This is a genomic window from Pseudomonas sp. PvP089 (genome assembly GCF_017875165.1).
GTDB classification, from domain to species: Bacteria; Pseudomonadota; Gammaproteobacteria; order Pseudomonadales; family Pseudomonadaceae; genus Aquipseudomonas; species Aquipseudomonas fortuita.
This window is the reverse complement of record NZ_JAGGME010000001.1, coordinates 2,696,110-2,718,568: the sequence shown is the minus strand read 5'-3', so window position 1 is coordinate 2,718,568 and position 22,459 is coordinate 2,696,110. Positions and strand designations below refer to the sequence as shown.

Below are 22,459 nucleotides of genomic sequence, written 5' to 3'. Positions count from 1 at the left end.
AACGCCAATGAAGATCCTGACCTGCCCCTTGAACGGCCCGCGCAACATCAGCGAGTTCACCTACGGCGGCGAATTCAAGCACATGCCCGACCCGGCCCGCTGCAGCGATGCCGAGTGGGCAGACTACGTGTTCAACAGCGACAACCTGGCCGGGGTGGTGACCGAGTGGTGGCTGCACAACGCCTCCAGCTACTGGTTTCTGGCCGAGCGCCACACGGTGAGTGACCAGGTGCTGCGCACCTTCGACCCGAAAGCACTGTTCGACCGCCGTGTCGATTTCACCCCCGTTGCCACACCGGAGATCGCCGGATGAACAGCCACACCCGCCTCCCTGCGCCCATGGGCCTGCTGATCGACCGCGAGCGGCCCCTGCGCTTCCAGTTCGATGGCCAGGCCTGCCAGGGCTTTGCCGGTGACACCATTGCCAGCGCCCTGCTCGGTAACGGCCGCTGGCTGCTGTCGCGTTCGTTCAAATACCATCGCCCACGCGGCCCGCTGAGCATGGCCGGGCAGGATGCCAACACCCTGGTGCAGTTGCCTGACGAACCCAACGTGCTGGCCGACCTGGAGGCCGCATGCGAGGGCCAGGTGGTCACAGGGCAGAACTTCAACGGCAGCCTGGAGCATGACCGCGACGCCTGTCTGGGGAAGTTTTCACGCTTCATGCCGGTGGGCTTCTACTACCGCTCGTTCTACAAGCCCAAGGGCATGTGGAAAGTGTGGGAACCGCTGATTCGCAAAAAGGCCGGCCTGGGCGTGCTCGACCTTGGCTTCAAGCCGCAGTACTACGACAAAGCCTATCTGTTCGTCGATGTGGCGGTCATCGGCGGCGGCCCTGCCGGCCTGCGCGCCGCGCTGGACGCGGCCAATGCCGGGGCCAAGGTGCTGCTCATCGAACAACAGCCGGTACTGGGCGGCTCGCTCACCTACGCCCGCTTCGACATCGCCGGCACCCGCGCCGCCAGCCTGCGCCAGGCGCTGTTGGCCGCCATCGAGGTCCACCCGAACATCCAGGTACTGCTGGATGCCACCTGCAACGGCTGGTTCACCGACAACTACTTGCCAGTGATCCAGCACACACGCTTGTACAAGGTGCGTGCCAGCCGTTGCCTGGTGGCAGCCGGTTCGTTCGACCAGCCGGTGGTGTTTCGCAATAACGACCTGCCGGGCGTGATGCTGACCAGCGCTGCCCAGCGGCTGATGAAGCTGTATGCGGTCAAGCCCGGCCAGCGCGCGGTGATCCTCACCGGCCACGATGACGGCTATCTGGCCGCCCTCGACTTGCAGGAGCAAGGCGTGGCCGTGGCCGCAGTGGTCGATATGCGCGCTGCGCCGGCCGATGCCGCACTGGCCGCCGAACTGAAGCGCCGCGATATCCCCGTGTACCTGGGCAGCACGGTGTACGAAGCACTGCACGAAGCGGGTATGCGTCATGTGAACGGCGTGGACATTCGCCCGATCACCGGCCAGGGCAAGGTCGGCCCTCATGGCCTGCGCCTGGCTTGCGACCTGCTGTGCATGTCGGCGGGCTACATGCCGGTATACCAGCTGCTGTGCCAGGCCGGTGGCAAGTTGGCCTATGACGTCAACCGCGACGAGTTCACCATCAGCGACCTGCCAGCCGGGTTGGGCATCGCCGGCTCGGTGAACGGCCGTCACGCGCTGACCAACGTGCTGGCCGATGCCACGCGCGGGGCTGCCGATGCAGTGGCAGCGCTGGGCCTGCAAGCGCCACCACAATCGGTGTTCAGCGCCGAAGCCAAGGTCAATTTCCCTTGGCCAATCTTTGCGCACCCCAAGGGCAAGGATTTCGTCGACTTCGACGAAGACCTGCAGGTGCGCGACATCGTCAACGCCACCCGCAGCGGCTATCGCGACGTGCAGTTGGTTAAGCGCTTTTCCACGGTCGGCATGGGCCCGTCCCAAGGCCGCCACTCGGCGCTGCCCACCGCACGCCTGGTAGCGCAGGCGACCGGCCGCAGCATCAGCGAGACCGGGGTGACTACTGCCCGCCCACCGTTCCAGGCAGAAAAGCTGGCGCATGTCGCCGGCCGTGCCTTCGACCCTTACCGGCAAACGCCAATGCACCGCCGCCACTTGCAAGCCGGGGCGAAAATGATGCCTGCCGGCACCTGGCAACGCCCGGCCTACTACGGCAAGCCCGAGGAACGTGAGCGCTGCATGCAGGAAGAAGCCCGCCATGTGCGCGAAAAAGTCGGCCTGATCGACGTGTCTACATTGGGCGGCCTGGACGTGCGCGGCCCAGACGCCGCAGAACTGCTGGAGCGCGTCTACACCTTCGGCTTTGCCAAGCTGCCTGTCGGCCGCACCCGCTACGCGCTGATGACCAACGAACAGGGCGTGGTGATCGACGACGGCGTCTGCGCACGCCTGGGCGAGCAACACTTCTATGTCACCGCCACCACCAGCGGCGTGGACCGCATCTATCAACAGATGCTGAAGTGGAACGCGCAGTGGCGCCTGGACGTGGACATCACCAACGTCACCGCCGCCCTGGCCGCGGTAAACCTGGCCGGGCCACTGTCACGCCAGGTGCTGGCCAAGGTGTGCGCTGACGTGGACCTGTCGGCCGAAGCCTTCCCCTACCTCGGCGTACGCCTGGGCAATGTAGCGGGCATCCCCGCACGCATCCTGCGGGTGGGCTTCGTCGGTGAGCTGGGCTACGAAGTGCATGTGCCGGCGCGCCATGCCGAGCGCCTGTGGGACGAACTGATGCAAGCCGGTGCAGGCCTGGATATTCGCCCTTTCGGCGTCGAGACCCAGCGCCTGCTACGCCTGGAAAAAGGCCATGTGATCATCAGCCAGGATACCGACGGCATGACCCACCCGGCAGAGATCGACATGCAATGGGCCATCGGCCGCAAGAAGCCGTTCTTCGTCGGCAAGCGCTCCATCGAAATCCTTGAGGCGCAGCCGCTCAAGCGCAAGCTGGTCGGTTTCACCCTGCCGAAGGGCAGCCCGCAACCACTGGAGGGGCACCTGGTGCTGGACGGGCCGGACATCAGCGGCAACGTCACTTCCTGCGAATACTCGCAAACCGTAGGGCAGATCATCGGCCTGGCCTATGCCGGTGCCCACCAGGCCACCCCAGGCATGCACATCCCGATCCGCGTGCAGGGCGGCGCGATGGTGCAGGCCAAGGTGGTGCAACTGCCGTTCCACGATCCCGACAACCAGCGCCAGGAGCTCTGAGCCATGACCCGTTTGCAAGCCGAAGCGTTTCTCCCTCACAGCCCGCGGGCCGAGTGGCGGCACACCTGCGCGTTGACCGACCTGACCGATGTGGCACGGGTCGGGTTTCGCGGGGGTGACACCGCCGCCTACCTGCAGCAGCGCGGCTACCGTTTGCCGCCGCAGCCGAACCAGGCCGTGCGCCAGGACGACGGCGGCTGGGTAGCGCGGTTGTCGCAGACCGAGTACCTGCTGCTGGGCAGCCTGGCCGACAAAGGCGCACGGGTGGCTGGCGCAGAGGCCGAGTGGGTGCAGGATGCCCAGCGTAACTACTTGCTGCCGCGCCAGGACAGCCATGCCTGGCTGCAGTTGTCTGGAGCCCTTGGCAGTGCGGTGATGGCCAAGTTGTGCGCAGTGGACTTGCGTGCCGAGGCGTTTCCGGCCGGGGCGGTGGCGCAGACTTCGGTGGCACGCATCAATGTGATTGTGGTGAATGTGGGCAGCGATGAGCGTCCAACATTACAGTTGCTGTTTGATCGGGCGTCACGGGTGTACATGCGGGCAGCGATGCTGGATGCCATGGATGAATTCGATGGCGGTTTGATTGAGCTGGGTGCGTTGGTGGGTTGATACGCGGTGAGGCCTGCAGCGTGTTCGCCGCACGATTTTCGGCGTTTGGCCCACGCTTGTGATTCGAGATTACGGCCCTCATCCAACTGTTCGGGCTCTCGCCAAAGTGGAACGGTGAATGGCAGCTTTTGCTCCCACACGTGCTCTGGGCACCTCGGGCTATCAGCTTGCCATTCACCGCTCTCACTTCAGATTCTATTCCTTCTCCAAGACACAAGCGGGTTTACCCGCGAAAGTGCCATCAGCCCAACATCAGGGTTCAAACCCTTCGACAATGATCACTTCAGCCTTCGCCACCCCCTGGCGATGGCTGCACGCCTCCTGGTACAGCGCGGACCGGTAACACGCCACGGCCTGCTCGTACGAATCAAACTCGATCACCACGCTACGCTGCGGGGTTAGCCGCCCTTCCATCGCTTCACTGCGCCCGCCACGTGCCAGGAAGCGGCCGCCGAATGCCTTGAAGGCTGCCGGAGCGCGTTGGGTGTACTGCTGGTATTGCTCGGGGTTGGTTACGTCCACGTGGGCGATCCAATAGGCCTTCATGCGCTGCTCTCCTGAAACGACGATATTTGTGTATGATGGTATACCATAATAATCACCCCACCACAGTGAGCGTGCAACATGGCATTCAACACCATCGAGGAACTTCTAGCGGACTACCGGCAAGGCAAGATGGTCCTGCTGGTGGATGACGAGGACCGAGAGAACGAAGGCGACCTGCTGATCGCTGCCGAGCGTTGCGACGCCCAGGCCATCAACTTCATGGCCCGCGAAGCGCGTGGCCTGATCTGCCTGACCCTGACCGACGAACACTGCCAGCGCCTGGGCCTGGAGCAGATGGTACCGGCCAACGGCAGCGCTTTCAGCACGGCGTTCACCGTGTCGATCGAGGCGGCCACCGGCGTCACCACCGGCATTTCCGCCGCCGACCGGGCGCGCACCGTGGCAGCGGCCATGGCCCCCACCGCCCGCCCCGAAGACCTGGTACAACCCGGCCACATCTTCCCCCTGCGCGCACGCGAAGGCGGCGTGCTGACCCGCGCCGGCCACACCGAGGCCGGCTGCGACCTGGCGCGCCTGGCTGGCTTCAGCCCGGCGTCGGTCATTGTTGAAGTGCTGAATGACGACGGCACCATGGCCCGCCGCCCTGACCTTGAAGTGTTCGCCGCCCGGCATGGCATCAAGATCGGCACCATCGCCGACCTCATTCACTACCGCCTGAGCACCGAGCAGACCATCAAGCGCATCGGCGAGCGCGAGCTGCCGACCGTGCACGGCACCTTCCGCCTGGTCACCTATGAGGACCGCATTGAAGGCGGTGTGCACATGGCCATGGTCATGGGCGACATCCGTCGCGAGCAACCGACGCTGGTGCGGGTGCACGTGATCGACCCGCTGCGCGACCTGGTCGGTGCCGAATACGCAGGCCCGCCCAATTGGACGCTGTGGGCAGCGCTGCAGAAGGTGGCCGATGAAGGTACTGGCGTGGTGGTGATCCTGGCCAACCATGAATCCTCCCAGGCGCTGCTGGAGCGTGTACCGCAGCTGACCCAGCCGGTAAGGCCTTATCAGCGTGGGCAGTCGAAGGTGTACTCCGAAGTGGGCACCGGGGCGCAGATTCTGCAGGACCTGGGCGTGGGCAAGCTGCGTCACCTGGGGCCACCGCTGAAGTACGCCGGCCTGGCGGGATATGAGCTGGAGGTGGTGCAGAGCATTGCGTTCGAGCCCGTAATGCCGGGCTGACCTCCGCCCTCCCTGCGACGCCGGCCTTGTGGGAGCGGCCTTGTGTCGCGAATGGGCCGCAGAGCGGCCCCTGCAATCTTTCGGTCAGCTCTGAAATCCTGGGGCCGCTTTGCGGCCCATTCGCGACACAAGGCCGCTCCCACAACGCCCCCGGCAACCAAACCTGAGGGCAGGGTGATGGCCGGTCGCCTCATACCCCTTGCCAAAAGTTTGGAATACCATAATATGATATCCCGTAGACCTTAAATCTGCAGGCCGGCACCTACAATTAAAAACGGCCACCCAGACACTTTGTTTTAGCTGCTCCCCGAACACTGTTGGCGGGCGCACCACAAGCCCCGCCTCGAATAACAAAAGCAACGAGGGCGTAACCATGCTGTTGAGCAAACGTGTAACCGCAGTGCTGTCCGCCAGCCTGCTGACCCTGGCATGTCAAGCCGCCCAAGCCGCTGACAGCCTCAACTTCGTCAGCTGGGGCGGGACCACCCAGGACGCCCAGAAAGAAGCGTGGGCCGTACCCTTCACCAAAGCCACCGACATCAAGGTCGTGCAGGACGGCCCCACCGACTACGGCAAGCTCAAGGCCATGGTCGAAAGCGGCAACGTGCAATGGGACGTGGTGGATGTCGAAGCCGACTTTGCCCTGCGCGCCGCCAGCGAAGGCCTGCTCGAACCCCTCGACTTCAACCAGATCAAGCGCGACAAGATCGACCCGCGCTTCGTGTCCGACCACGGCGTCGGCTCGTTCTTCTTCTCCTTCGTACTGGGCTACAACGAAGGCAAGCTCGGTGCCAACAAGCCGGTGGACTGGACCGCACTGTTCGACACCAAGACCTACCCTGGCAAACGCGCCCTGTACAAATGGCCCAGCCCCGGCGTGCTTGAACTGGCCCTGCTGGCCGACGGCGTAGCGCCGGACAAGCTGTACCCGTTGGACCTGGACCGCGCCTTCAAGAAGCTCGACACCATCAAGAAAGACATCGTCTGGTGGGGCGGTGGAGCCCAGTCGCAGCAGCTGCTGGCTTCGGGTGAAGCTTCCCTCGGGCAGTTCTGGAACGGCCGTGTCTACGCCCTGCAGCAAGACGGCGCTCCCGTGGGCGTGAGCTGGAAGCAGAATCTGGTCATGGCCGATTTCCTGGTCATCCCCAAAGGTGCCAAGAACAAGGAGGCGGCCATGAAGTTCCTGGCCAACGCCAGCAGCGCCGAAGGCCAGGCCGAGTTCGCCAACAAGACCGCCTACGCCCCGGTGAACGTCGACAGCGTGGCCAAGCTGGACAAAGACCTTGCGCCAAACCTGCCCACTGCCTACGCCCAGGACCAGGTCACACTCGACTTCGCCTACTGGGCTAAAAACGGTCAGGCCATCGCGGCCCGCTGGAATGAGTGGTTGGTCAAATGAAAGTCGCCATCAACGCCCTGCATAACGCGCAAGGTGCCCCCACGGGCACCGGCGCCCCTGGGACGGCCCCTCGCCGCACCAGCCTGAGCCAACGCTGGAAAGGCAGCCGCAACCTACTGCCGGCCCTGCTGTTCCTTGGCTTGTTCTTCTTCGCACCGCTGGTCGGCCTGTTGCTGCGTGGCGTGCTGGAGCCAACGCCGGGGCTGGGCAACTACGAGCAGCTGTTTGCCAACTCAGCCTACGCACGGGTGCTGTTCAACACCTTCTCGGTAGCTGGCGTAGTCACCCTGATCAGCGTGCTGCTGGGCTTCCCACTGGCTTGGGCGATCACCCTGGTGCCCAAGGGCTGGGGCCGCTGGCTGCTGAACATCGTGCTGCTGTCGATGTGGACCAGCCTGCTGGCGCGCACCTACTCGTGGCTGGTGTTGCTGCAAAGCTCGGGGGTGATCAACAAGGCGTTGATGGCCATGGGTATCATCGATACCCCGCTGGAAATGGTGCATAACCTCACGGGCGTGGTAATCGGCATGAGCTACATCATGATCCCGTTCATCGTGCTGCCGCTGCAGGCCACCATGCACGCCATCGACCCGATGGTGCTGCAGGCCGGTTCCATCTGCGGCGCCAGCCCGTGGACCAACTTCTGGAAGGTGTTCCTGCCGCTGTGCCGTTCGGGGCTGTTCTCCGGGGCGCTGATGGTGTTCGTGATGTCGCTGGGCTACTACGTTACTCCTGCGCTGCTGGGCGGGGCGCAGAACATGATGCTGCCCGAATTCATCATCCAGCAGGTGCAGTCGTTCCTCAACTGGGGCTTGGCCAGCGCCGCTGCGGCATTGCTGGTGGCGATCACCCTGGTGCTCTTCTACCTGTACCTGAAGCTGCAGCCGGAATCCCCGGTCGGCAACGCGAGGTAAACCGCCATGCTCCTGTCTCCCAATGCCATGGGCCGCCCGCTGCGTACGGGCCTGTACCTGACCACCGGGGTCATCGCGGCCTTCCTGCTGCTACCGGTGGTGTTCATCGTGTTGCTGTCGTTCGGCTCGTCCCAGTGGCTGGTATTTCCGCCCCCGGGCTGGACCTTCAAGTGGTACGGCCAGTTCTTCTCCAACCCGGAGTGGATGGACGCCGCGCTGGCCAGCCTCAAGGTGGCCGTGCTGACCACCGTCGCCGCCGTGCTGCTGGGCCTGCCCAGCGCATTCGCCCTGGTGCGTGGCCGCTTCCCGGGCCGTGAGCTGCTGTACGGCCTGTTCACCATGCCGATGATCGTGCCGCTGGTGATCATCGCCGTGGCGGTGTACGCACTGTTTCTCAAGCTCGGCTACACCGGCACGCTGTTCGCCTTCGTGGTCAGCCACGTGATCGTCGCCCTGCCCTTCACCATCATCTCGATCATCAACTCGCTGAAGCTGTTCGACCAGTCGATCGAAGATGCCGCGGTGATCTGCGGTGCCTCGCGCCTGCAGGCTATTTTCAAGGTCACCTTCCCGGCCATTCGCCCGGGGATGATCGCCGGTGGCCTGTTCGCCTTCCTGGTGTCGTGGGATGAGGTGGTGCTGAGCGTGATGATGGCCAGCCCCGACCTGCAGACCCTGCCGGTGAAAATGTGGACCACTCTGCGCCAGGACCTCAGCCCGGTCATCGCCGTGGCATCGACCCTGCTGATCGGCCTGTCGCTGCTTGTCATGTTCATTGCCGCCGCCTTGCGCCGGCGCACCGAAACAAACGCCTGAGCGCGCGGAGAAAACAACAATGAGTGCAGTGATCAAAGACAACGCGCCAGGCAAGACCCTGGTCAGCCTGCGCGGCCTGAACAAGCACTACGGTGACTTCACCGCCGTGGACAACCTTGACCTGGAAATCCAGGACGGCGAGTTCCTGACCTTCCTCGGGTCCAGCGGCTCGGGCAAATCCACGACCCTGTCGATGCTGGCCGGCTTCGAAACACCCAGCAGTGGCGAGATTCTGGTGGATGGCCAGTCGCTGGTGAATGTACCGCCGCACAAACGTGACATCGGCATGGTGTTCCAGCGTTACTCGCTGTTCCCGCACCTCAACGTGCGCGACAACATCGCGTTCCCCCTGGCCATCCGCAAGCTCAGCACCAGCGAGACCCAAAAACGGGTCGACGCCATGCTCAAGCTGGTACAGCTGGAGCAGTTCGCCCACCGCAAGCCGTCGCAGATGTCCGGCGGGCAACAGCAGCGCGTGGCGATTGCCCGGGCACTGGTGTACGAGCCACGCATTCTGCTGATGGACGAACCGCTCGGCGCACTGGACAAGAAGCTGCGCGAAGACCTGCAGGACGAGCTGCGCCAGTTGCACCGTCGGCTGGGTATCACCATCGTCTACGTCACCCATGACCAAGAGGAAGCCATGCGCCTGTCCCAGCGCATCGCCATCTTCAGCCATGGCAAGATCGTCGGCCTGGGCACCGGTTACGACCTGTACCAAAACCCGCCGAATGCCTTTGTCGCCTCGTTCCTGGGCAACTCCAACTTCTTGCGCATCAAAGCCAGCAGCAACGGCGCAGGCAGCTTCGAAGGCCAGTCGGTGGCCATCCGCCTGACCCCGGGCGTGGCCGCTGCGCAGGATGCGCTGATCATGGTGCGCCCGGAAAAAGCCCTGGCCCTGACCGTCGAACAGGCCGCCCGCGAACCACTGCCGGCGGGCTGGAACGAGGTGAGTGCCAAGGTGGGCGAAGTGCTGTTCCTGGGTGAAAGCCAGACCTGCCATGTGGTGACTGCAGGGGGCACCGAGCTGACGGTGAAAGCACTGTCGGCTGCGGGCATGCCGATGCAGCCGGGTGACAGCGTGAAGGTGCGTTGGGCGGTAGCCGATGCGTGCATCTATACCGAGTGGGCCGAGAGTGACCTGAGCAAATCCGCCGGGGCGCATTGAGTCCATCACTCGCCGCACAGGGAGGGCAAGGCCCTCCCCTAGCGGCTGTCACATTATCATCACGCCACTGTCGTAATCTGCCGGCCATCTCTATGCCATAGGCCACCCGGCATGCCCCGCCTGTTTGTCTTGCTGCTCACTTTGCTACCGCTGGCCACCCTGGCCGAGCCTGTACACCTGCGCGTTCAAGGCTCCAACACCATCGGCGCAGCGCTGCTCCCTGCCCTGGTAAAAGGGCAACTGCGCGCGCAGCAGGCCACAGTCGTCGAGCAGCAGCCGGGCAAGGTCGCCAACGAGTTGGTGATAACCGCGCGCGACGCACAGGGGCAAACCGTACGCATCGACATCGCCGCTCATGGGTCCAGCACCGGCTTCGTCGCCCTCGGCCGTGGCGATGCCGACCTGGCAGCTGCCTCGCGGCCGATCAACGACAGTGAAGTGCGCCTACTACGGGCCCTTGGCGACCTGCGCACTGCCAGCGCCGAACAAGTGATCGGCCTGGACGGTGTCGCGGTCATCGTCCACCCCGACAACCCGCTACCACAATTGAACACGCAGCAGCTGGCGCAGATTTTCTCTGGGCAGATCCAACGCTGGGAGCAATTGGGCATTCCTGGCGGCGCCATTCACCTGTACGCCCGCGACGACCGCTCCGGCACCTTCGAGACGTTCAAGGCGCTGGTGCTGGAGCCCCAGCACAACGAGCTGTCAGCCAAGGCTCTGCGTTACGAGTCCAGTGACGAACTGGCCGCGCAGGTGGCCACCGACCGCCAGGCCATCGGCTTCAGCAGCCTGGCTGCGGTGCACGGGGCCAAGGTGCTGGCGGTAGCCGAAGGCGACGCACCGGCCATGCTGCCGGAGCGCGCCCTGGTGGCCAGCGAAGATTACCCGCTGTCACGGCGCCTGTACTTCTACCTGCCGGCCAACCCCAAGCCACAGGCCAGAGCCCTGGCCGACTTTGCCCAGAGCCCGGCCGGCCAGGCCATCGTCGCCCAGCAGGGCTTTGTTTCGCAGCAGATCAAGGCCCAGCCAGTCGTGCCCCAGGCAGACATGCCGCCGCGCTACCGTACCTTGGCCCAACAGGCGCAGCGGCTGAGTGTGAACTTCCGCTTTCAGGAAGGCAGCGCCAGCCTCGATAACAAGGCCCTGCGTGATGTGCAGCGGGTGGCCGAGTACCTGCGCCAGGCTGGCAAGCTGCAGAGCAAAGCGGTGCTGGTAGGGTTTGGCGACCCCAAGGAAACGCCTGGCCGCGCCGCCCTGCTCTCGCGCCTTCGGGCCCAGGCAGTGCGCCGGGAGCTGGCGCGCGATGGCGTGGAGTTGCTGGAGGTGACGGGCATGGGCGATGAACTGCCGGTGGCCGGCAATGAGCTGGAGCAAGGGCGACTGCGCAATCGGCGGGTTGAGGTGTGGGTGTACTGAATTGATGCAGGGGCCCTGGCAAAGAAATGTAACAGCTCCCCATTCGGTATCTCCTGCAATCGGGTCTAGGCTCAAAGTCATGTGATACCGGGCCCCTCTGACGGCTGCCAAGCCGCCATGTCGGATCACTGTTGCCATGCAACGTCGACATTCAAGGAGGGGCTCATGACAGCTCTGCAAGCATTCCTCACCACCCCCGTACTCGGTACCAGCACCTGGTTGTGGCTGGTGTTCATTGCCATCGTCATCGGTTTGCTGGTGCTCGACCTGGGCGTGCTGCACCGCCACGACCGGGAAATCGAAATGCGCGAAAGCCTGCTGCTGTACTCGGGCTACTTCAGCGTTGGCGTCTTGTTCGGCGTCGGGGTCTGGTACCAGCTGGGCGCGCAATCGGCGCTGGAGTTCTACACCGGTTTCCTGGTCGAGCAATCGCTGTCGATGGACAATGTCTTTGTCATGGCGATGATTTTCAGCTACTTCGCCATTCCCCGCCGTTACCAGCATCGCGTGCTGTTCTGGGGCATCCTGGGGGTGGTATTCCTGCGGGCGATCATGATTGGTGTAGGCGCCGCGCTGGTGCAGAACTTTGCCTGGGTGCTGTATCTCTTCGGTGCTTTCCTGTTGTTTACCGGGGTGAAGATGGCGCTTTCGAAAGAAGACAGCCACCCTGACCTGGCCAACAACCCGATACTCAAGTTCGTGCGCCGGCACATGCGGGTCACCGACCAGATCCACGGCTCGCACTTCTTCGTGCGCCAGACCCCGCCCGGGCACAGCAAGGCGCTGCGCTACGCCACCCCGTTGTTTCTGGCGCTGGTGCTGATCGAACTGGCCGACCTGGTGTTTGCAGTCGACAGCGTGCCCGCGATTTTCGCCATCACCCAGGATCCATTCATTGTCTACACCTCGAACATCTTCGCCATTCTTGGGCTGCGATCGTTGTACTTCGCGCTGTCGGCGTTGATGCACCGGTTTGTATACCTCAAGTATGCGTTGGCGCTGGTGCTTATCTTTATTGGTTGCAAGATTTTCTATCACGGCATGGTGGGCAAGGTGCCAGCACTGCTGTCGTTGGGGGTGACGTTCGGGTTGTTGCTGGGTGGGGTGGTGGTTTCGTTGGTCAAGACGCGGGGGGAGAACCCGGCGATCGCGGATCATTCGCCTGAGCAGTCTTCAAATGCCGATTGTCCAGTCAGCCCGAAAGACGAAGACCCGCAGATGCGGATCTGATACGGCTACTTGATTTTAAATAATGCCCATACAACTACCATCCAGATGAATCCAGTCATGCTTAGCCACGCAGCAACCTTCAACTTACGCTTCAGCTTCTGCGGAAAGGCATTCAACTCGCCAGCATCCAGTTGCCCCATACGCAGCGCTAACCACGGAAATGCAACTAGTCCACTTACCGTACAAAGGGTCAGCCAGCGCCACTCAAATGATCCAGAACCCCATACACGCTTAATGCTTTCGAAGTAGGGATTGCTCGTGATGGCCGAGCAGGCGACGCCATAATCTTTCGTCAACGTCGCGACAACACTAAGAGCTAGCCCAGGTATACCGATAACAAAAGGACTTAGTAGAATTACCAATTTGGCAAGTGGTTGCCAGCCAGTAATATCAATCACTGGTCGCCTCGTAGATAACCTCGCCTACCGACTCACCGAGCTTGCCGCCCAGCACTCCCCCAGCCATACCGCTGGCACCCACCAGCACTATGCCGCACACTGGCCCGGCCAGACCTGCAGAGCCCATAGTAACAACGGCACATACTGTTCCGGATACGAGGACTGCTCCTGAGGAGCCAAGCATAGCTCCGGCGGTTCCAACAGCAAAACCTCCTGTCTCGGTCAGTCTGACCTTTTTACAAGCTTCGGTTTCTCCAGCTTGACATACCTCACGTACTTTCAAGTAGGACGAAGTCCCTCCTAGCCCAACCGCAGCGTATCCACCGCAGGAGAGATGCTTGCTAAGCTTGGCAACCTTATCCAGATGCGTCGCGTACCCCGGAATCTGCCCCGGACCACCGGCCTTGGACCAATGATGCACAAGACTCTTGGTCGAAATATTCAAGCTCCTCCTCAAGCGCTCATAGTTCCCAAGGTTCAACTGCTTGTTCAGAAATGCCGTTTTCAACTGTCCATCTAGCTGCTGCAAAAGTCGGCGCCGTTCAGCGAAAAACGCTGGGCTGTTCAAGTGGCCATGGCGCATGAACTCTCGCTGGTGCAACTGCTCGATACTGGTCAATGTATGACTGACCTGTTTCAAACCTTGATCGAGCATGTCCTTGCCGACGCCCATGGTCAGATACTTCCTACACATTGCGGGAGTTTGCGCGATCACTGTGGGAGCGGGTTCACCCGCGAAGAGGCCGGTGCAGGCCGCTGACTCAGCGCCCGCTACGCAACAGCTCCACCGGCACATACTTGCCAATTTCATATTTGCCAATCGCCGCCCGGTGCACTTCATCCGGCCCGTCGGCCAGGCGCAGGGTGCGCTGCATGGCGTACATGTAAGCCAGCGGGAAATCGCCACTCACCCCTGCCCCACCGTGAATCTGAATCGCCCGGTCGATCACCTTCAACGCCACGTTCGGCGCCACCACCTTGATCTGCGCGATCTCGCTGCGGGCCACCTTGTTGCCCACGGTGTCCATCATGTATGCCGCTTTCAGCGTCAGCAGCCGGGCCATGTCGATTTCCATGCGTGAGTCGGCGATCTTGTCGACGTTGCCGCCCAGCCGTGCCAGTGGCCGACCAAATGCAGTACGTTCCACCGAACGTTTACACATCAGCTCCAGCGCACGCTCGGCCATGCCGATCGAGCGCATGCAGTGGTGGATACGGCCAGGGCCAAGGCGCCCTTGGGCAATCTCAAAGCCGCGCCCCTCACCGAGCAGCACGTTTTCATAAGGCACCCGCACGTTCTCGAAAAGCACTTCGGCATGGCCATGAGGGGCATCGTCATAGCCGAACACCGGTAACGGGCGGACGATCTTCACGCCCGGCGCATCGGTGGGCACCAGCACCATCGAATGCTGCTGGTGGCGTGGCCCTTCAGGGTCGGACAGGCCCATGTAAATCATGACCTTGCAGCGCGGGTCGCAGGCGCCGGAGGTCCACCACTTGCGGCCATTGATGACCCATTCGTCACCGTCACGCACGGCAGTGGCTGCCATGTTGGTCGCGTCCGAGGAGGCCACGTCCGGCTCAGTCATGGCAAACGCCGAGCGGATCTCGCCGCGTAACAGCGGCTCCAGCCACTGGCGTTTCTGCGCTTCGCTGCCATAACGCACCAGCACTTCCATGTTGCCGGTGTCCGGCGCCGAGCAGTTGAACGGTTCTGGCCCGAGCAGCGAGCGGCCCATGATTTCCGCCAGTGGGGCGTATTCCAGGTTGCTCAGGCCGGCGCCGTATTCCGATTCGGGCAAGAACAGGTTCCACAGCCCTTCGGCGCGGGCCTTGGCCTTGAGTTCTTCCATGATTGCCGTGGGCTGCCAGCGGTCGCCCTCGGCAACCTGGCGCTCGAACACGGCTTCGGCGGGGTACACGTAGGCGTCCATGAACGCAGTAACGCGCTCGCGCAGTGCCTGGACCTTGGGCGAATAGGCGAAATCCATCGGGGCTACCTTCACGGTTCGGAGTACATGGGCAGAGCCTAGAGCAGCGCAGCCCCATCCACCTAGTCTATTTTCCGCGTGTATAAACATTCATAACCGATATATGATCGGCCAATAATTCCAACAAAGAGCGGCGCCCATGAACCTCAGCAAGGTCGACCTCAACCTGTTCATCGTGTTCGATGCGATCTACACCGAAGCCAACCTGACCCGCGCCGGGCAGATTGTCGGCATTACCCAGCCAGCGGTGTCCAATGCCCTTTCGCGGCTGCGCGAAACCTTCAACGACCCGCTGTTTGTGCGCACTGCACAAGGCATGGTGCCCACGCCGATGGCGCAGAACATCATCGGCCCGGTGCGCAACGCTTTGGCACTGCTGCGTACCTCGGTGCAGGAAAGCCGCATCTTCAACCCGCAGCAGGCCAACAAGACCTTCCGCATCAGCATGACCGACCTGACCGAAGCGGTCATCCTGCCGCCGCTGTTCCAGCGCCTGCGCCGTCTGGCGCCTGCGGTGCTGATCGAAAGCTTCCTGTGCAAGCGCCGCGAGACCACCAAGGAGCTCGCCGCCGGCCGCCTGGACTTCGCCATTGACGCGCCCCTGAACACCGACCCGCAGGTGCGCCACATCAAACTGATGCAAGACCGCTATGTGTGCGCCCTGCGCCAAGGCCACCCGCTGGCTGACAGCAAGCTGACCCTCGACAGCTACCTGAGCATGACCCACATCCATATTTCCAGCCGCCGCAACGGCCTGGGTTACGTCGACCTGGCGCTGGGCAAGATGGGTGTACAACGCAAGGTCGCCCTGCGTTCGCAGCACTACCTGATGGCCTCGCAGGTGTTGCAGCAGACCGACATGGCGATGACCGTCCCCGAGCGCTTCGCCCGTCGCCACCAGTTGCGTTACCAGCCACTGCCAGTGGAGGTGCCGGCACTGGAAACGCACCTGTACTGGCATGAAAGCACCGACCAGGACCCGGCCAACCGCTGGATGCGCGAGCAGATCACCGAATTGTGCGAACGCGTGGTAGCCGAGGAAGAGAAAGCCCCACAGCCCGCCTGAAGACGCCTGCGAGCGGCGGCGCCTCAGCTCTGCTCGACTGTAGAAAAATATTCTCCAAAAAGTTCACAGGGGAGAAATTTATATTACAGAGATTCAGAAAAAATTGGCGGGAAGCGAAAACTATCTTCTTCATGGCGGGTACGCTTATCCCAACAATCGCCGATTTCACGGCGACAGATATGGACCCGCCCGAATGCCTAGCGCCCCTCTTTATTTCGATTACGCCGCCACCACCCCCGTCGACGACCGGGTCATCGAAACCATGCTTGCCTGCCTTGGCAGCGAGGCCAACTTCGGCAACCCGGCGTCCAGTGGCCATGCCTACGGCCAGGCCGCGCGACAGGCCGTGGAGCACGCTCGCCAGCAGGTGGCCGAGCGCGTCGGCGCGCAAGCCGACAACCTGGTCTGGACCTCGGGCGCGACCGAGTCCAACAACCTGGCACTCAAAGGCATTGCCCAAGGCATCGACCAGCCCGGGCACCTGATCACCAGTCAGCTAGAGCACAAAGCCGTGCTCGACACCGCGGCCGAACTTGAACGCCAAGGCTGGGCCGTCACCCGCCTGGCGCCGGATGCTGCCGGCCTGATCCAGCCTGCAAGCGTGCAGGCAGCGTTGCGCGCCGATACCCGCCTGGTGTCGCTGATGGCGGTCAACAACGAGCTGGGCACGGTTACCGATTTTGCCGCCATCGGCCAACAGGTGCGTGACCACGGTGCCCTCCTGCACGTGGACGCCGCACAGGCCGTAGGCAAGCTGGCCATCGACCTGAAGGCGGTGGCCGTGGACATGATGTCATTTTCGGCGCACAAGGTTTACGGGCCAAAAGGGATCGGCGCGCTCTATGTCGGCCCACGCGCCCGTACGCTGATGCGCGCGCAGATGCATGGCGGCGGCCATGAGCAGGGCCTGCGTTCCGGCACCCTGGCAACCCATCAGATCGCGGGCATGGGCAGCGCCTTTGCCTTGGCCGGCGAACCAGGTGACAGCGAGCACCAGCGCCTTGAGCAACTGGCCACGCGCCTGCGCGAGGGCCTGCTGGCTTTACCCGGCGTCACCCTCAACGGCAGCGCCAGCCAACGCATCCCCCACACCCTGAACCTGTGCATCGACAGCAAGGGCTTCAACAGCGCGGCCCTGGCCAGCGAGCTGGCCTTGTCGACCACTTCGGCCTGCAACTCGGCGAGTAACGCCGCCTCCCATGTGCTGCTGGCACTGGGGCTGGACGAGCGTCAGGCGCGCAACAGTGTGCGCTTGAGCATCGGCCGATTCACGACCGAGGCGCAAGTGGACCAGGCGCTCGCAGTGTTTGGCCGGGTGCTGACGACGGCATCGGCTGCACTGTGGTGAACACACGCTAGAACAAGCGGCTGTCCGGGGTAAAATCCTCGACCTGGATTTTCGCACGCTGTGCCTGCGCGTGCCGTGGGTTGAACAGGTAGTTGATGGTGCTGGGCATGATCGCGCTCGGCACGGGCAGCAGTAGAGCCGAGCAGTCATCCAGAAAGCGATTGCCCAGCGCCCGGGTCAACTCAGGCTGAGCGGACCAGCCGGGCTGCAAGGCGGGCAACTGCGCCTGTGAAACCGTATCAGGCAATTCGATACGGATCAGGCGCATGGTGGTAGGAAAATCCTCTGGGTCGATCTCCAGGTGCACAAGCACCTCGAGCATCGCCCCGGAAGGGCTGGTGGCGGCATACACCACGGGCCGGCCCGCCTGGTGCCAGCGTCCGCTAACACGCAGCCCCCCAGTGCCGCTCAAATCTGCATAGGCGCTGATACGCCACAAAATCACAGGCCAAAACCCTCGGCAATCTGCAGCAGCATCTCTTCGACCTGAGTGGTGCCTTGCTGGGTTGTGAGCATCTGCATCGGCGTCAGCCCCGAAAAACGTTCCTTGGGCTTGGACAGCCAGCGCTTGGCCTTGTCCGCCTCGCCAAACACGGCTTCGGCCATGGCGGTGATGTGGGCCGAACGGAACAGCCGATCACTCTCTTCCACGGTCAGCGGCTGGTCCCGCTCGATACGGGTTTTCAGGGTGCGCAGGGGAATGATCTGGTCCCGCTCCACCGGCGTGAACACACCGCGCTCGGTCAGCTTCACCAGCCAGGTAGCGGCAAAACCGTGGGTGATCCGGGTGTGGATTTCGAAGTCACTGGCAAGTTCGGGTATTTCCAGCAGCGCCTGCAGGCGCGCCCGGTACTCGTGGTAACCGTTGTCACGAAGCACTTCGGCAAGCATGGCATACTCCTGTTTCGGCGTTTGCCGACAAGTATGCGGTATTCACCGGATCATTGCCAGTTTGACTGGCCCCTTGGTTGTAGGGGCACTGCGCCCCCGCACCTTTCAGAAGGTACCCGGATAAGCCCCGCCATCGATCAGCAGGTTCTGCCCGGTGATATAGCCGGCATGCGCACTGCACAGGAACGCACAGTACGCGCCAAACTCCCCGGCATCGCCAAAGCGCGCCGCCGGGATGGCCTTGCGCCTGGCCTGGGCAGTGGCTTGCACATCGCCACCCGCCGCCTGCAACGTTTTTTGCAAGCGCGCGGTGTCGAACGCCCCAGGCAGCAGGTTGTTCAGTGTCACATTGCTGCCCGCCAGGCGCTGCTGCCGGGCCAGGCCGGCAATGAAACCGGTCAGGCCACTGCGGGCGCCGTTGGACAGACCAAGCATGTCGATCGGCGCCTTCACCGCGCCTGAGGTGATATTCACTACCCGCCCGAAGCCCCGCTCGGCCATGCCGTCGACAACTGCCTTGATCAGCTCGATGGGGGTGAGCATGTTGGCGTCCAGCGCCTTCAGCCAGTCGTCACGCCCCCAGTCACGGAAGTCCCCCGGTGGCGGGCCACCGGCGTTGTTGACCAGGATGTCGACCTGCGGGCAGGCCGCCAACAGCGCCTGGCGCACCTGGGCATCAGCAACATCGCCGGCCACGGTAAGCACCTCGATGCCCGGGCAGGCCGCACGCAACTCGCTGGCGGTCTGTACCAGGGTGGCTTGGGTGCGGGCATTGATGACCAGGTTCACGCCTTCTTTGCCAAGCGCCTCGGCGCAGCCTTTGCCCAAGCCTTGGCTGGCCGCGCAGACGATGGCCCAGCGGCCGGTAATGCCTAGATCCATTGTGTTGGTCCTTGATGCAGTAGGGTTTCAGGGGGGTAATCTAGAGCACAGGACAGGGCCGCCGATAATGAAAAGAGCTGATCCACCAATAACCGGCATTTATCCCCGCCAGCAACAGGCTGAAGGGCTGGCGTCAACAAGTTTCAATCGGCCGTCAATTCCTCTACCAGCAACCGCGCCGCTGGCGCTAGCGGCGTCGCCACACGGTGCACGATGCCGAACGGCTCGCTCAAGGCCCGTAGCTGCACCGCCAGCGACACCAGTAACCCGCGCTGCTCGGCAAAAGTCGCCACAGCACTGGGAATGACCGCCACCAGCGTCGGGTCATCTTCCAGCAGCATGAAAGTAGCGAAGGTTGAAAAGGTTTCCAGCGGATAACGGGGCACCTCCACCCCTGCCTCGCTCAACTCGCGCTCCAGCGCCTGGCGCATGGGCATGTTCGCCGGGTAGACCACCCAGCGGTAATGGCTCAAGTCGCTGATATGCAGTGACGCTGCCCCGGCAAGCGGGTGTTGCGGGTGCGCGACCACTACCAATGGCTCCTGGGCCAGTTCGACAAAGGCATAGTCTGTGGCGTTGCGGCCCAGCCCCGGCCGGCAGATCGCCAGGTCCAGGCGCCCCTCGTCCAGCTGGGCGAGCAGGTTGGCGCTGGTATTCTCGGCAATTTCCACTGCCAGCTGCGGCTGCTTGCGGCGCAAGCGCCCCAGGGCGCTGATTAGGGTCGGCATGGCCCCCATGATGCTGCCCACCGCCAGGCGCCCGCCCTGGCCCTGGACGATGCCTAACACCTCTTCGCGCAGATGCCCCAGGTCGCTGTGGATCAGCCGCGCATAGCGCACCACGCAACGGCCCACGTCGTTGGCTACCAGCCCGCTGGGCAGGCGCTGGAACAACGGTACCCCCAGCACCTCCTCCACCTCGCGCAGCGCCTTGGTAGCCCCAGGCTGGGAAATGGCCATGGCTTCGGCAGCCTTGTGCAGCGAACCACAGCGATCCAGCTCGATCAGCAGGCGCAACTGGCGCAGGCGCAGGCGAGAAAAAATGGAATCCAGGGAAGGGATCATCAGGCAGGCTCGACATGGGTCTTGTAATGCCGAGCACTATAGAGGGTCGTCAACGGGGGAGTATTGAGTTTCAAGCAAATGACCCTTGATCGCAGAACACGCATACCAGCCCGTTATGCTGCGCTGTCGCCCGTGGAACAAGGCTTCGGCAAACGCCGCTTTATCCTGTGGGAGCGGGCGCGCCCGCGAAGAGTGCGACGCGCTGCATGGCACCGGCTGCGCCGGTGTTCGCGGGCTTGCCCGCTCCCCCAGGGGCCCCGCCCAATCAGGTATTTATGTTCGAGTAACGCGCTTACCGCAGTCTACGCCGTGCCAGGCAGGCGTAACCCAGGCCCAGCACACTGATCGCCAGTACGCTCAGCAACACCATCAACTCGCGGCTGTAGCGCGCCACCATGGCCGGAAAACCGATGACTTCGTGGTACACCTGCACATTGGCCACGCCGTCGGCGTGGCTGATGCTGACCCCGCCTTGGCGGATCTGCAAATAGTCTGCATCGAAATAGACCCAGACCTTGCACGTGCCACCCGGCTCGATGGCCGGGATGTCCACCTGCGCGGTGGCGGTTTCCAGCAGGGTGTCGTTGCCGGCAGCATCACGCACCTGCACCAGGCCCTTGGCTGGCAGACGGACCTTGACCTCCCGTACTGGCGCATCACCCCTGTTGCGTAGTTCGATGAGCAAGCCAGTACGGTGATCGACCAGCCCGGCCTCGAAAGGCTTGGCGAACAGCTGGGCATAGGGTGCCTGGGCCATTTCTATCAACCGCTCGACCTGATCGTGGCTTAGCTCGCCTTGGCCAATGCTGTTGATGCGCCCCTGCAACTGCTCATACTTGAGTTGCCCGCTGGCTTTGCTTATGCGCTCGCTGAACTGGGTGGGATAGGTGAGGTAGGCATAAGTCAGTGACGCCTCCAGACGCGGGTTTCCCCTGAGCAACACGTAGGCGGCCAAAAGGACCATCAGGCCCGCAAGCACGGCTACGAGGAATTTCCCCACCTTGTCCCAGCTCAATGCGAACTTCCTTTTGTGGTGATACAGACGATTCAAACCGCCCAAGGGTGCCAAGTTAAGGCCCCCCAGGCAAGCTTGACTAGCGTTCGCGTTCACCTTCCCGCGCCTGACGCATCTGCAGCAGCTGGCCATCGATCAGTGCTTTGGCCATGCCCGCCAGGTAAACCGTGGCCTGCATCATCACCTTGCGGTCGCCAGGCCTGTCGATGGCCTTGCGAGTGATTTCAGTCATGCAGCCCATGATGCTAGATGCCTCCATCAGTGCGGTCCTCATCGGCAGCTGCGGTTTCATCTGCACCAGTTCGGCATCGGCGTTGCCAAACCGGCTCGCTGCACGCACAACATTGAGCTTGCTGCTTTTCGGGTTGTCGTTGTCCATGTCCATTCCTCGGGCGGTTGCGGGCATGCCCAGACTAGGACGCTGCTTTGCCCCCCACAATGACCAGCAGGGTGGTAACAATCACTTTCGGAAATGGACTACAAGCACTCCATGAAGTGTGCCCTCCGCCACCGATCAGCCCTTGACCGCCACCTGGCAGTGTCGGACGATCAACCTCCCCCACCCCAGGACGAACACCATGCTACGGATACTCGGCAGAGCCTCCTCCATCAATGTGCGAAAAGTGCTGTGGGCCTGCGCTGAATTCGAGGTTGCATTCGAGCGCGAAGACTGGGGCTCTGGCTTCAAGGCCACTGACAGCGCCGAGTTCCTGGCGTTGAACCCCAATGCCATGATCCCGGTGATCCAGGATGGCGACTTCACCTTGTGGGAATCCAACAGCATCATCCGCTACCTGGCCAACCGCTATGGTGCCACCGCGTTCTACCCCGACGATGCCCAGGCGCGGGCCAGGATCGACCAGTGGATCGACTGGCAGGCCTCAGACCTGAACCGCTCGTGGAGCTACGCATTCATGTCACTGGTCAGGCACTCCCCCGCGCACCAGGACCCGCAAGCACTTGCCGCCGGTTGCGCGGACTGGTCTCGCTACATGCACATCCTCGACCACCAGCTGGCCAGCACCGGTGCGTATGTGGCCGGCAGCCAGTTCACCCTGGCCGATATCCCTATCGGCCTGTCGGTCAACCGCTGGTTCGAAACGCCGTTCGAACACCCGCACCTGCCAGCGGTGCGCGATTATTACGAACGCCTCAGCGAACGCCCGGCCTATCACCTGCACGGCCGTAACGGTACACCGTAAACGTACAACACGGGTTTCACTGCCGGGCATTGGGTAATACTGCGAGTCATTACCACTAGTCCTTTACCCCCGGGTGACCTGGCCGGCA

At 62.9% G+C, this 22,459-nt stretch carries 22 protein-coding genes and 1 pseudogene; 13 read left to right on the top strand and 10 right to left on the bottom strand.

What is annotated here, in order from left to right; translation table 11 throughout:
• The first annotated feature begins 7 nt into the window (after positions 1-7).
• The 3 genes from J3A71_RS12600 to J3A71_RS12590 are packed head-to-tail and all read left to right on the top strand — an operon-like array spanning position 8 to position 3,822.
• A complete protein-coding gene (locus J3A71_RS12600; protein ID WP_016487667.1) occupies positions 8-313 on the top strand; it encodes a sarcosine oxidase subunit delta in 306 nt (101 codons plus the stop codon).
• Positions 310-3,213: a 2Fe-2S iron-sulfur cluster-binding protein gene (locus J3A71_RS12595; RefSeq protein WP_096426227.1), complete on the top strand. Its 2,904-nt coding sequence runs from the start codon at positions 310-312 to the stop codon at positions 3,211-3,213. Before J3A71_RS12600 ends, J3A71_RS12595 begins: the two co-directional genes overlap by 4 nt.
• A gap of 3 nt (positions 3,214-3,216) precedes the next feature.
• Complete coding sequence (locus J3A71_RS12590; protein ID WP_095115502.1) at positions 3,217-3,822, top strand: sarcosine oxidase; 606 nt, start codon at positions 3,217-3,219, stop codon at positions 3,820-3,822.
• A gap of 252 nt (positions 3,823-4,074) precedes the next feature.
• Here J3A71_RS12590 and J3A71_RS12585 read toward each other — a convergent pair whose 3' ends face one another.
• The gene (locus J3A71_RS12585) at positions 4,075-4,368 is read right to left on the bottom strand and encodes a DUF1330 domain-containing protein (RefSeq protein ID WP_096426228.1); all 294 of its coding nucleotides are present in this window, start codon (positions 4,366-4,368) and stop codon (positions 4,075-4,077) included.
• Between the two features lie 78 nt (positions 4,369-4,446).
• On the opposite strand from J3A71_RS12585, the gene ribBA reads away from it, so the two are divergent.
• The 7 genes from ribBA to J3A71_RS12550 all read left to right on the top strand — a co-directional run bounded on the left by ribBA (position 4,447) and on the right by J3A71_RS12550 (position 12,514).
• Complete coding sequence (gene ribBA, locus J3A71_RS12580; protein ID WP_096426229.1) at positions 4,447-5,568, top strand: bifunctional 3,4-dihydroxy-2-butanone-4-phosphate synthase/GTP cyclohydrolase II; 1,122 nt, start codon at positions 4,447-4,449, stop codon at positions 5,566-5,568.
• 373 nt (positions 5,569-5,941) lie between these two features.
• Positions 5,942-6,967 carry an ABC transporter substrate-binding protein gene (locus J3A71_RS12575; protein ID WP_016487672.1) on the top strand — a complete coding sequence of 342 codons (1,026 nt, stop codon included), beginning with the start codon at positions 5,942-5,944 and terminating at the stop codon, positions 6,965-6,967.
• Positions 6,964-7,881, top strand: a complete 918-nt coding sequence (locus J3A71_RS12570; RefSeq protein WP_016487673.1) for an ABC transporter permease — start codon at positions 6,964-6,966, stop codon at positions 7,879-7,881. The genes J3A71_RS12575 and J3A71_RS12570 overlap by 4 nt, the downstream gene beginning before the upstream one ends.
• 6 nt (positions 7,882-7,887) lie before the next feature.
• Positions 7,888-8,697 (top strand): ABC transporter permease, encoded by an 810-nt coding sequence (locus J3A71_RS12565; RefSeq protein WP_016499074.1) that lies wholly within the window; start codon positions 7,888-7,890, stop codon positions 8,695-8,697.
• Positions 8,698-8,716: 19 nt separating this feature from the next.
• Positions 8,717-9,865 (top strand): ABC transporter ATP-binding protein, encoded by a 1,149-nt coding sequence (locus J3A71_RS12560; RefSeq protein ID WP_096426230.1) that lies wholly within the window; start codon positions 8,717-8,719, stop codon positions 9,863-9,865.
• A gap of 111 nt (positions 9,866-9,976) precedes the next feature.
• A complete protein-coding gene (locus J3A71_RS12555) occupies positions 9,977-11,284 on the top strand; it encodes a phosphate ABC transporter substrate-binding/OmpA family protein (protein WP_095115504.1) in 1,308 nt (435 codons plus the stop codon).
• 165 nt (positions 11,285-11,449) lie between these two features.
• Positions 11,450-12,514 carry a TerC family protein gene (locus J3A71_RS12550; RefSeq protein WP_070086374.1) on the top strand — a complete coding sequence of 355 codons (1,065 nt, stop codon included), beginning with the start codon at positions 11,450-11,452 and terminating at the stop codon, positions 12,512-12,514.
• A 5-nt stretch (positions 12,515-12,519) separates the two neighbouring features.
• Here the strand turns inward: J3A71_RS12550 and J3A71_RS12545 are convergent, their stop codons facing one another.
• The 3 genes and pseudogenes from J3A71_RS12545 to J3A71_RS12535 all read right to left on the bottom strand — a co-directional run bounded on the left by J3A71_RS12545 (position 12,520) and on the right by J3A71_RS12535 (position 14,903).
• Positions 12,520-12,912: a hypothetical protein gene (locus J3A71_RS12545; protein ID WP_031311787.1), complete on the bottom strand. Its 393-nt coding sequence runs from the start codon at positions 12,910-12,912 to the stop codon at positions 12,520-12,522.
• Positions 12,905-13,591: pseudogene (locus tag J3A71_RS12540) on the bottom strand (hypothetical protein); the annotation flags it as partial. The pseudogene J3A71_RS12540 and the gene J3A71_RS12545, both read right to left, overlap by 8 nt.
• An 82-nt stretch (positions 13,592-13,673) precedes the next feature.
• Positions 13,674-14,903, bottom strand: a complete 1,230-nt coding sequence (locus J3A71_RS12535; RefSeq protein ID WP_096426232.1) for an acyl-CoA dehydrogenase — start codon at positions 14,901-14,903, stop codon at positions 13,674-13,676.
• A 139-nt stretch (positions 14,904-15,042) separates the two neighbouring features.
• On the opposite strand from J3A71_RS12535, the gene J3A71_RS12530 reads away from it, so the two are divergent.
• A complete protein-coding gene (locus J3A71_RS12530; RefSeq protein ID WP_060517277.1) occupies positions 15,043-15,969 on the top strand; it encodes a LysR family transcriptional regulator in 927 nt (308 codons plus the stop codon).
• 193 nt (positions 15,970-16,162) lie between these two features.
• Positions 16,163-17,317: an aminotransferase class V-fold PLP-dependent enzyme gene (locus tag J3A71_RS12525; protein ID WP_016487682.1), complete on the top strand. Its 1,155-nt coding sequence runs from the start codon at positions 16,163-16,165 to the stop codon at positions 17,315-17,317.
• Between the two features lie 7 nt (positions 17,318-17,324).
• Here the strand turns inward: J3A71_RS12525 and J3A71_RS12520 are convergent, their stop codons facing one another.
• The 6 genes from J3A71_RS12520 to J3A71_RS12495 form a co-directional block, all read right to left on the bottom strand.
• Positions 17,325-17,762 (bottom strand): RES family NAD+ phosphorylase, encoded by a 438-nt coding sequence (locus J3A71_RS12520; protein WP_016487683.1) that lies wholly within the window; start codon positions 17,760-17,762, stop codon positions 17,325-17,327.
• Positions 17,759-18,208, bottom strand: coding sequence for an MbcA/ParS/Xre antitoxin family protein (locus tag J3A71_RS12515; protein WP_016487684.1), 450 nt, complete (start codon positions 18,206-18,208; stop codon positions 17,759-17,761). Before J3A71_RS12515 ends, J3A71_RS12520 begins: the two co-directional genes overlap by 4 nt.
• Positions 18,209-18,313: 105 nt before the next feature.
• Entirely contained in the window at positions 18,314-19,090 is a 777-nt protein-coding gene (locus tag J3A71_RS12510; RefSeq protein ID WP_095115508.1) for an SDR family oxidoreductase, read from the bottom strand.
• A gap of 143 nt (positions 19,091-19,233) precedes the next feature.
• Positions 19,234-20,154, bottom strand: coding sequence for a LysR family transcriptional regulator (locus J3A71_RS12505; RefSeq protein ID WP_060517273.1), 921 nt, complete (start codon positions 20,152-20,154; stop codon positions 19,234-19,236).
• Between the two features lie 292 nt (positions 20,155-20,446).
• On the bottom strand, positions 20,447-21,169 hold the full coding sequence (locus J3A71_RS12500; protein WP_096426233.1) for a hypothetical protein: 723 nt from the start codon (positions 21,167-21,169) through the stop codon (positions 20,447-20,449).
• 79 nt (positions 21,170-21,248) lie between these two features.
• Positions 21,249-21,548, bottom strand: a complete 300-nt coding sequence (locus J3A71_RS12495; protein ID WP_016487688.1) for a DUF3077 domain-containing protein — start codon at positions 21,546-21,548, stop codon at positions 21,249-21,251.
• 199 nt (positions 21,549-21,747) lie between these two features.
• Between J3A71_RS12495 and J3A71_RS12490 the strand changes: the two genes are divergently transcribed.
• Entirely contained in the window at positions 21,748-22,371 is a 624-nt protein-coding gene (locus J3A71_RS12490) for a glutathione S-transferase (protein ID WP_016487689.1), read from the top strand.
• Positions 22,372-22,459 lie beyond the last annotated feature (88 nt).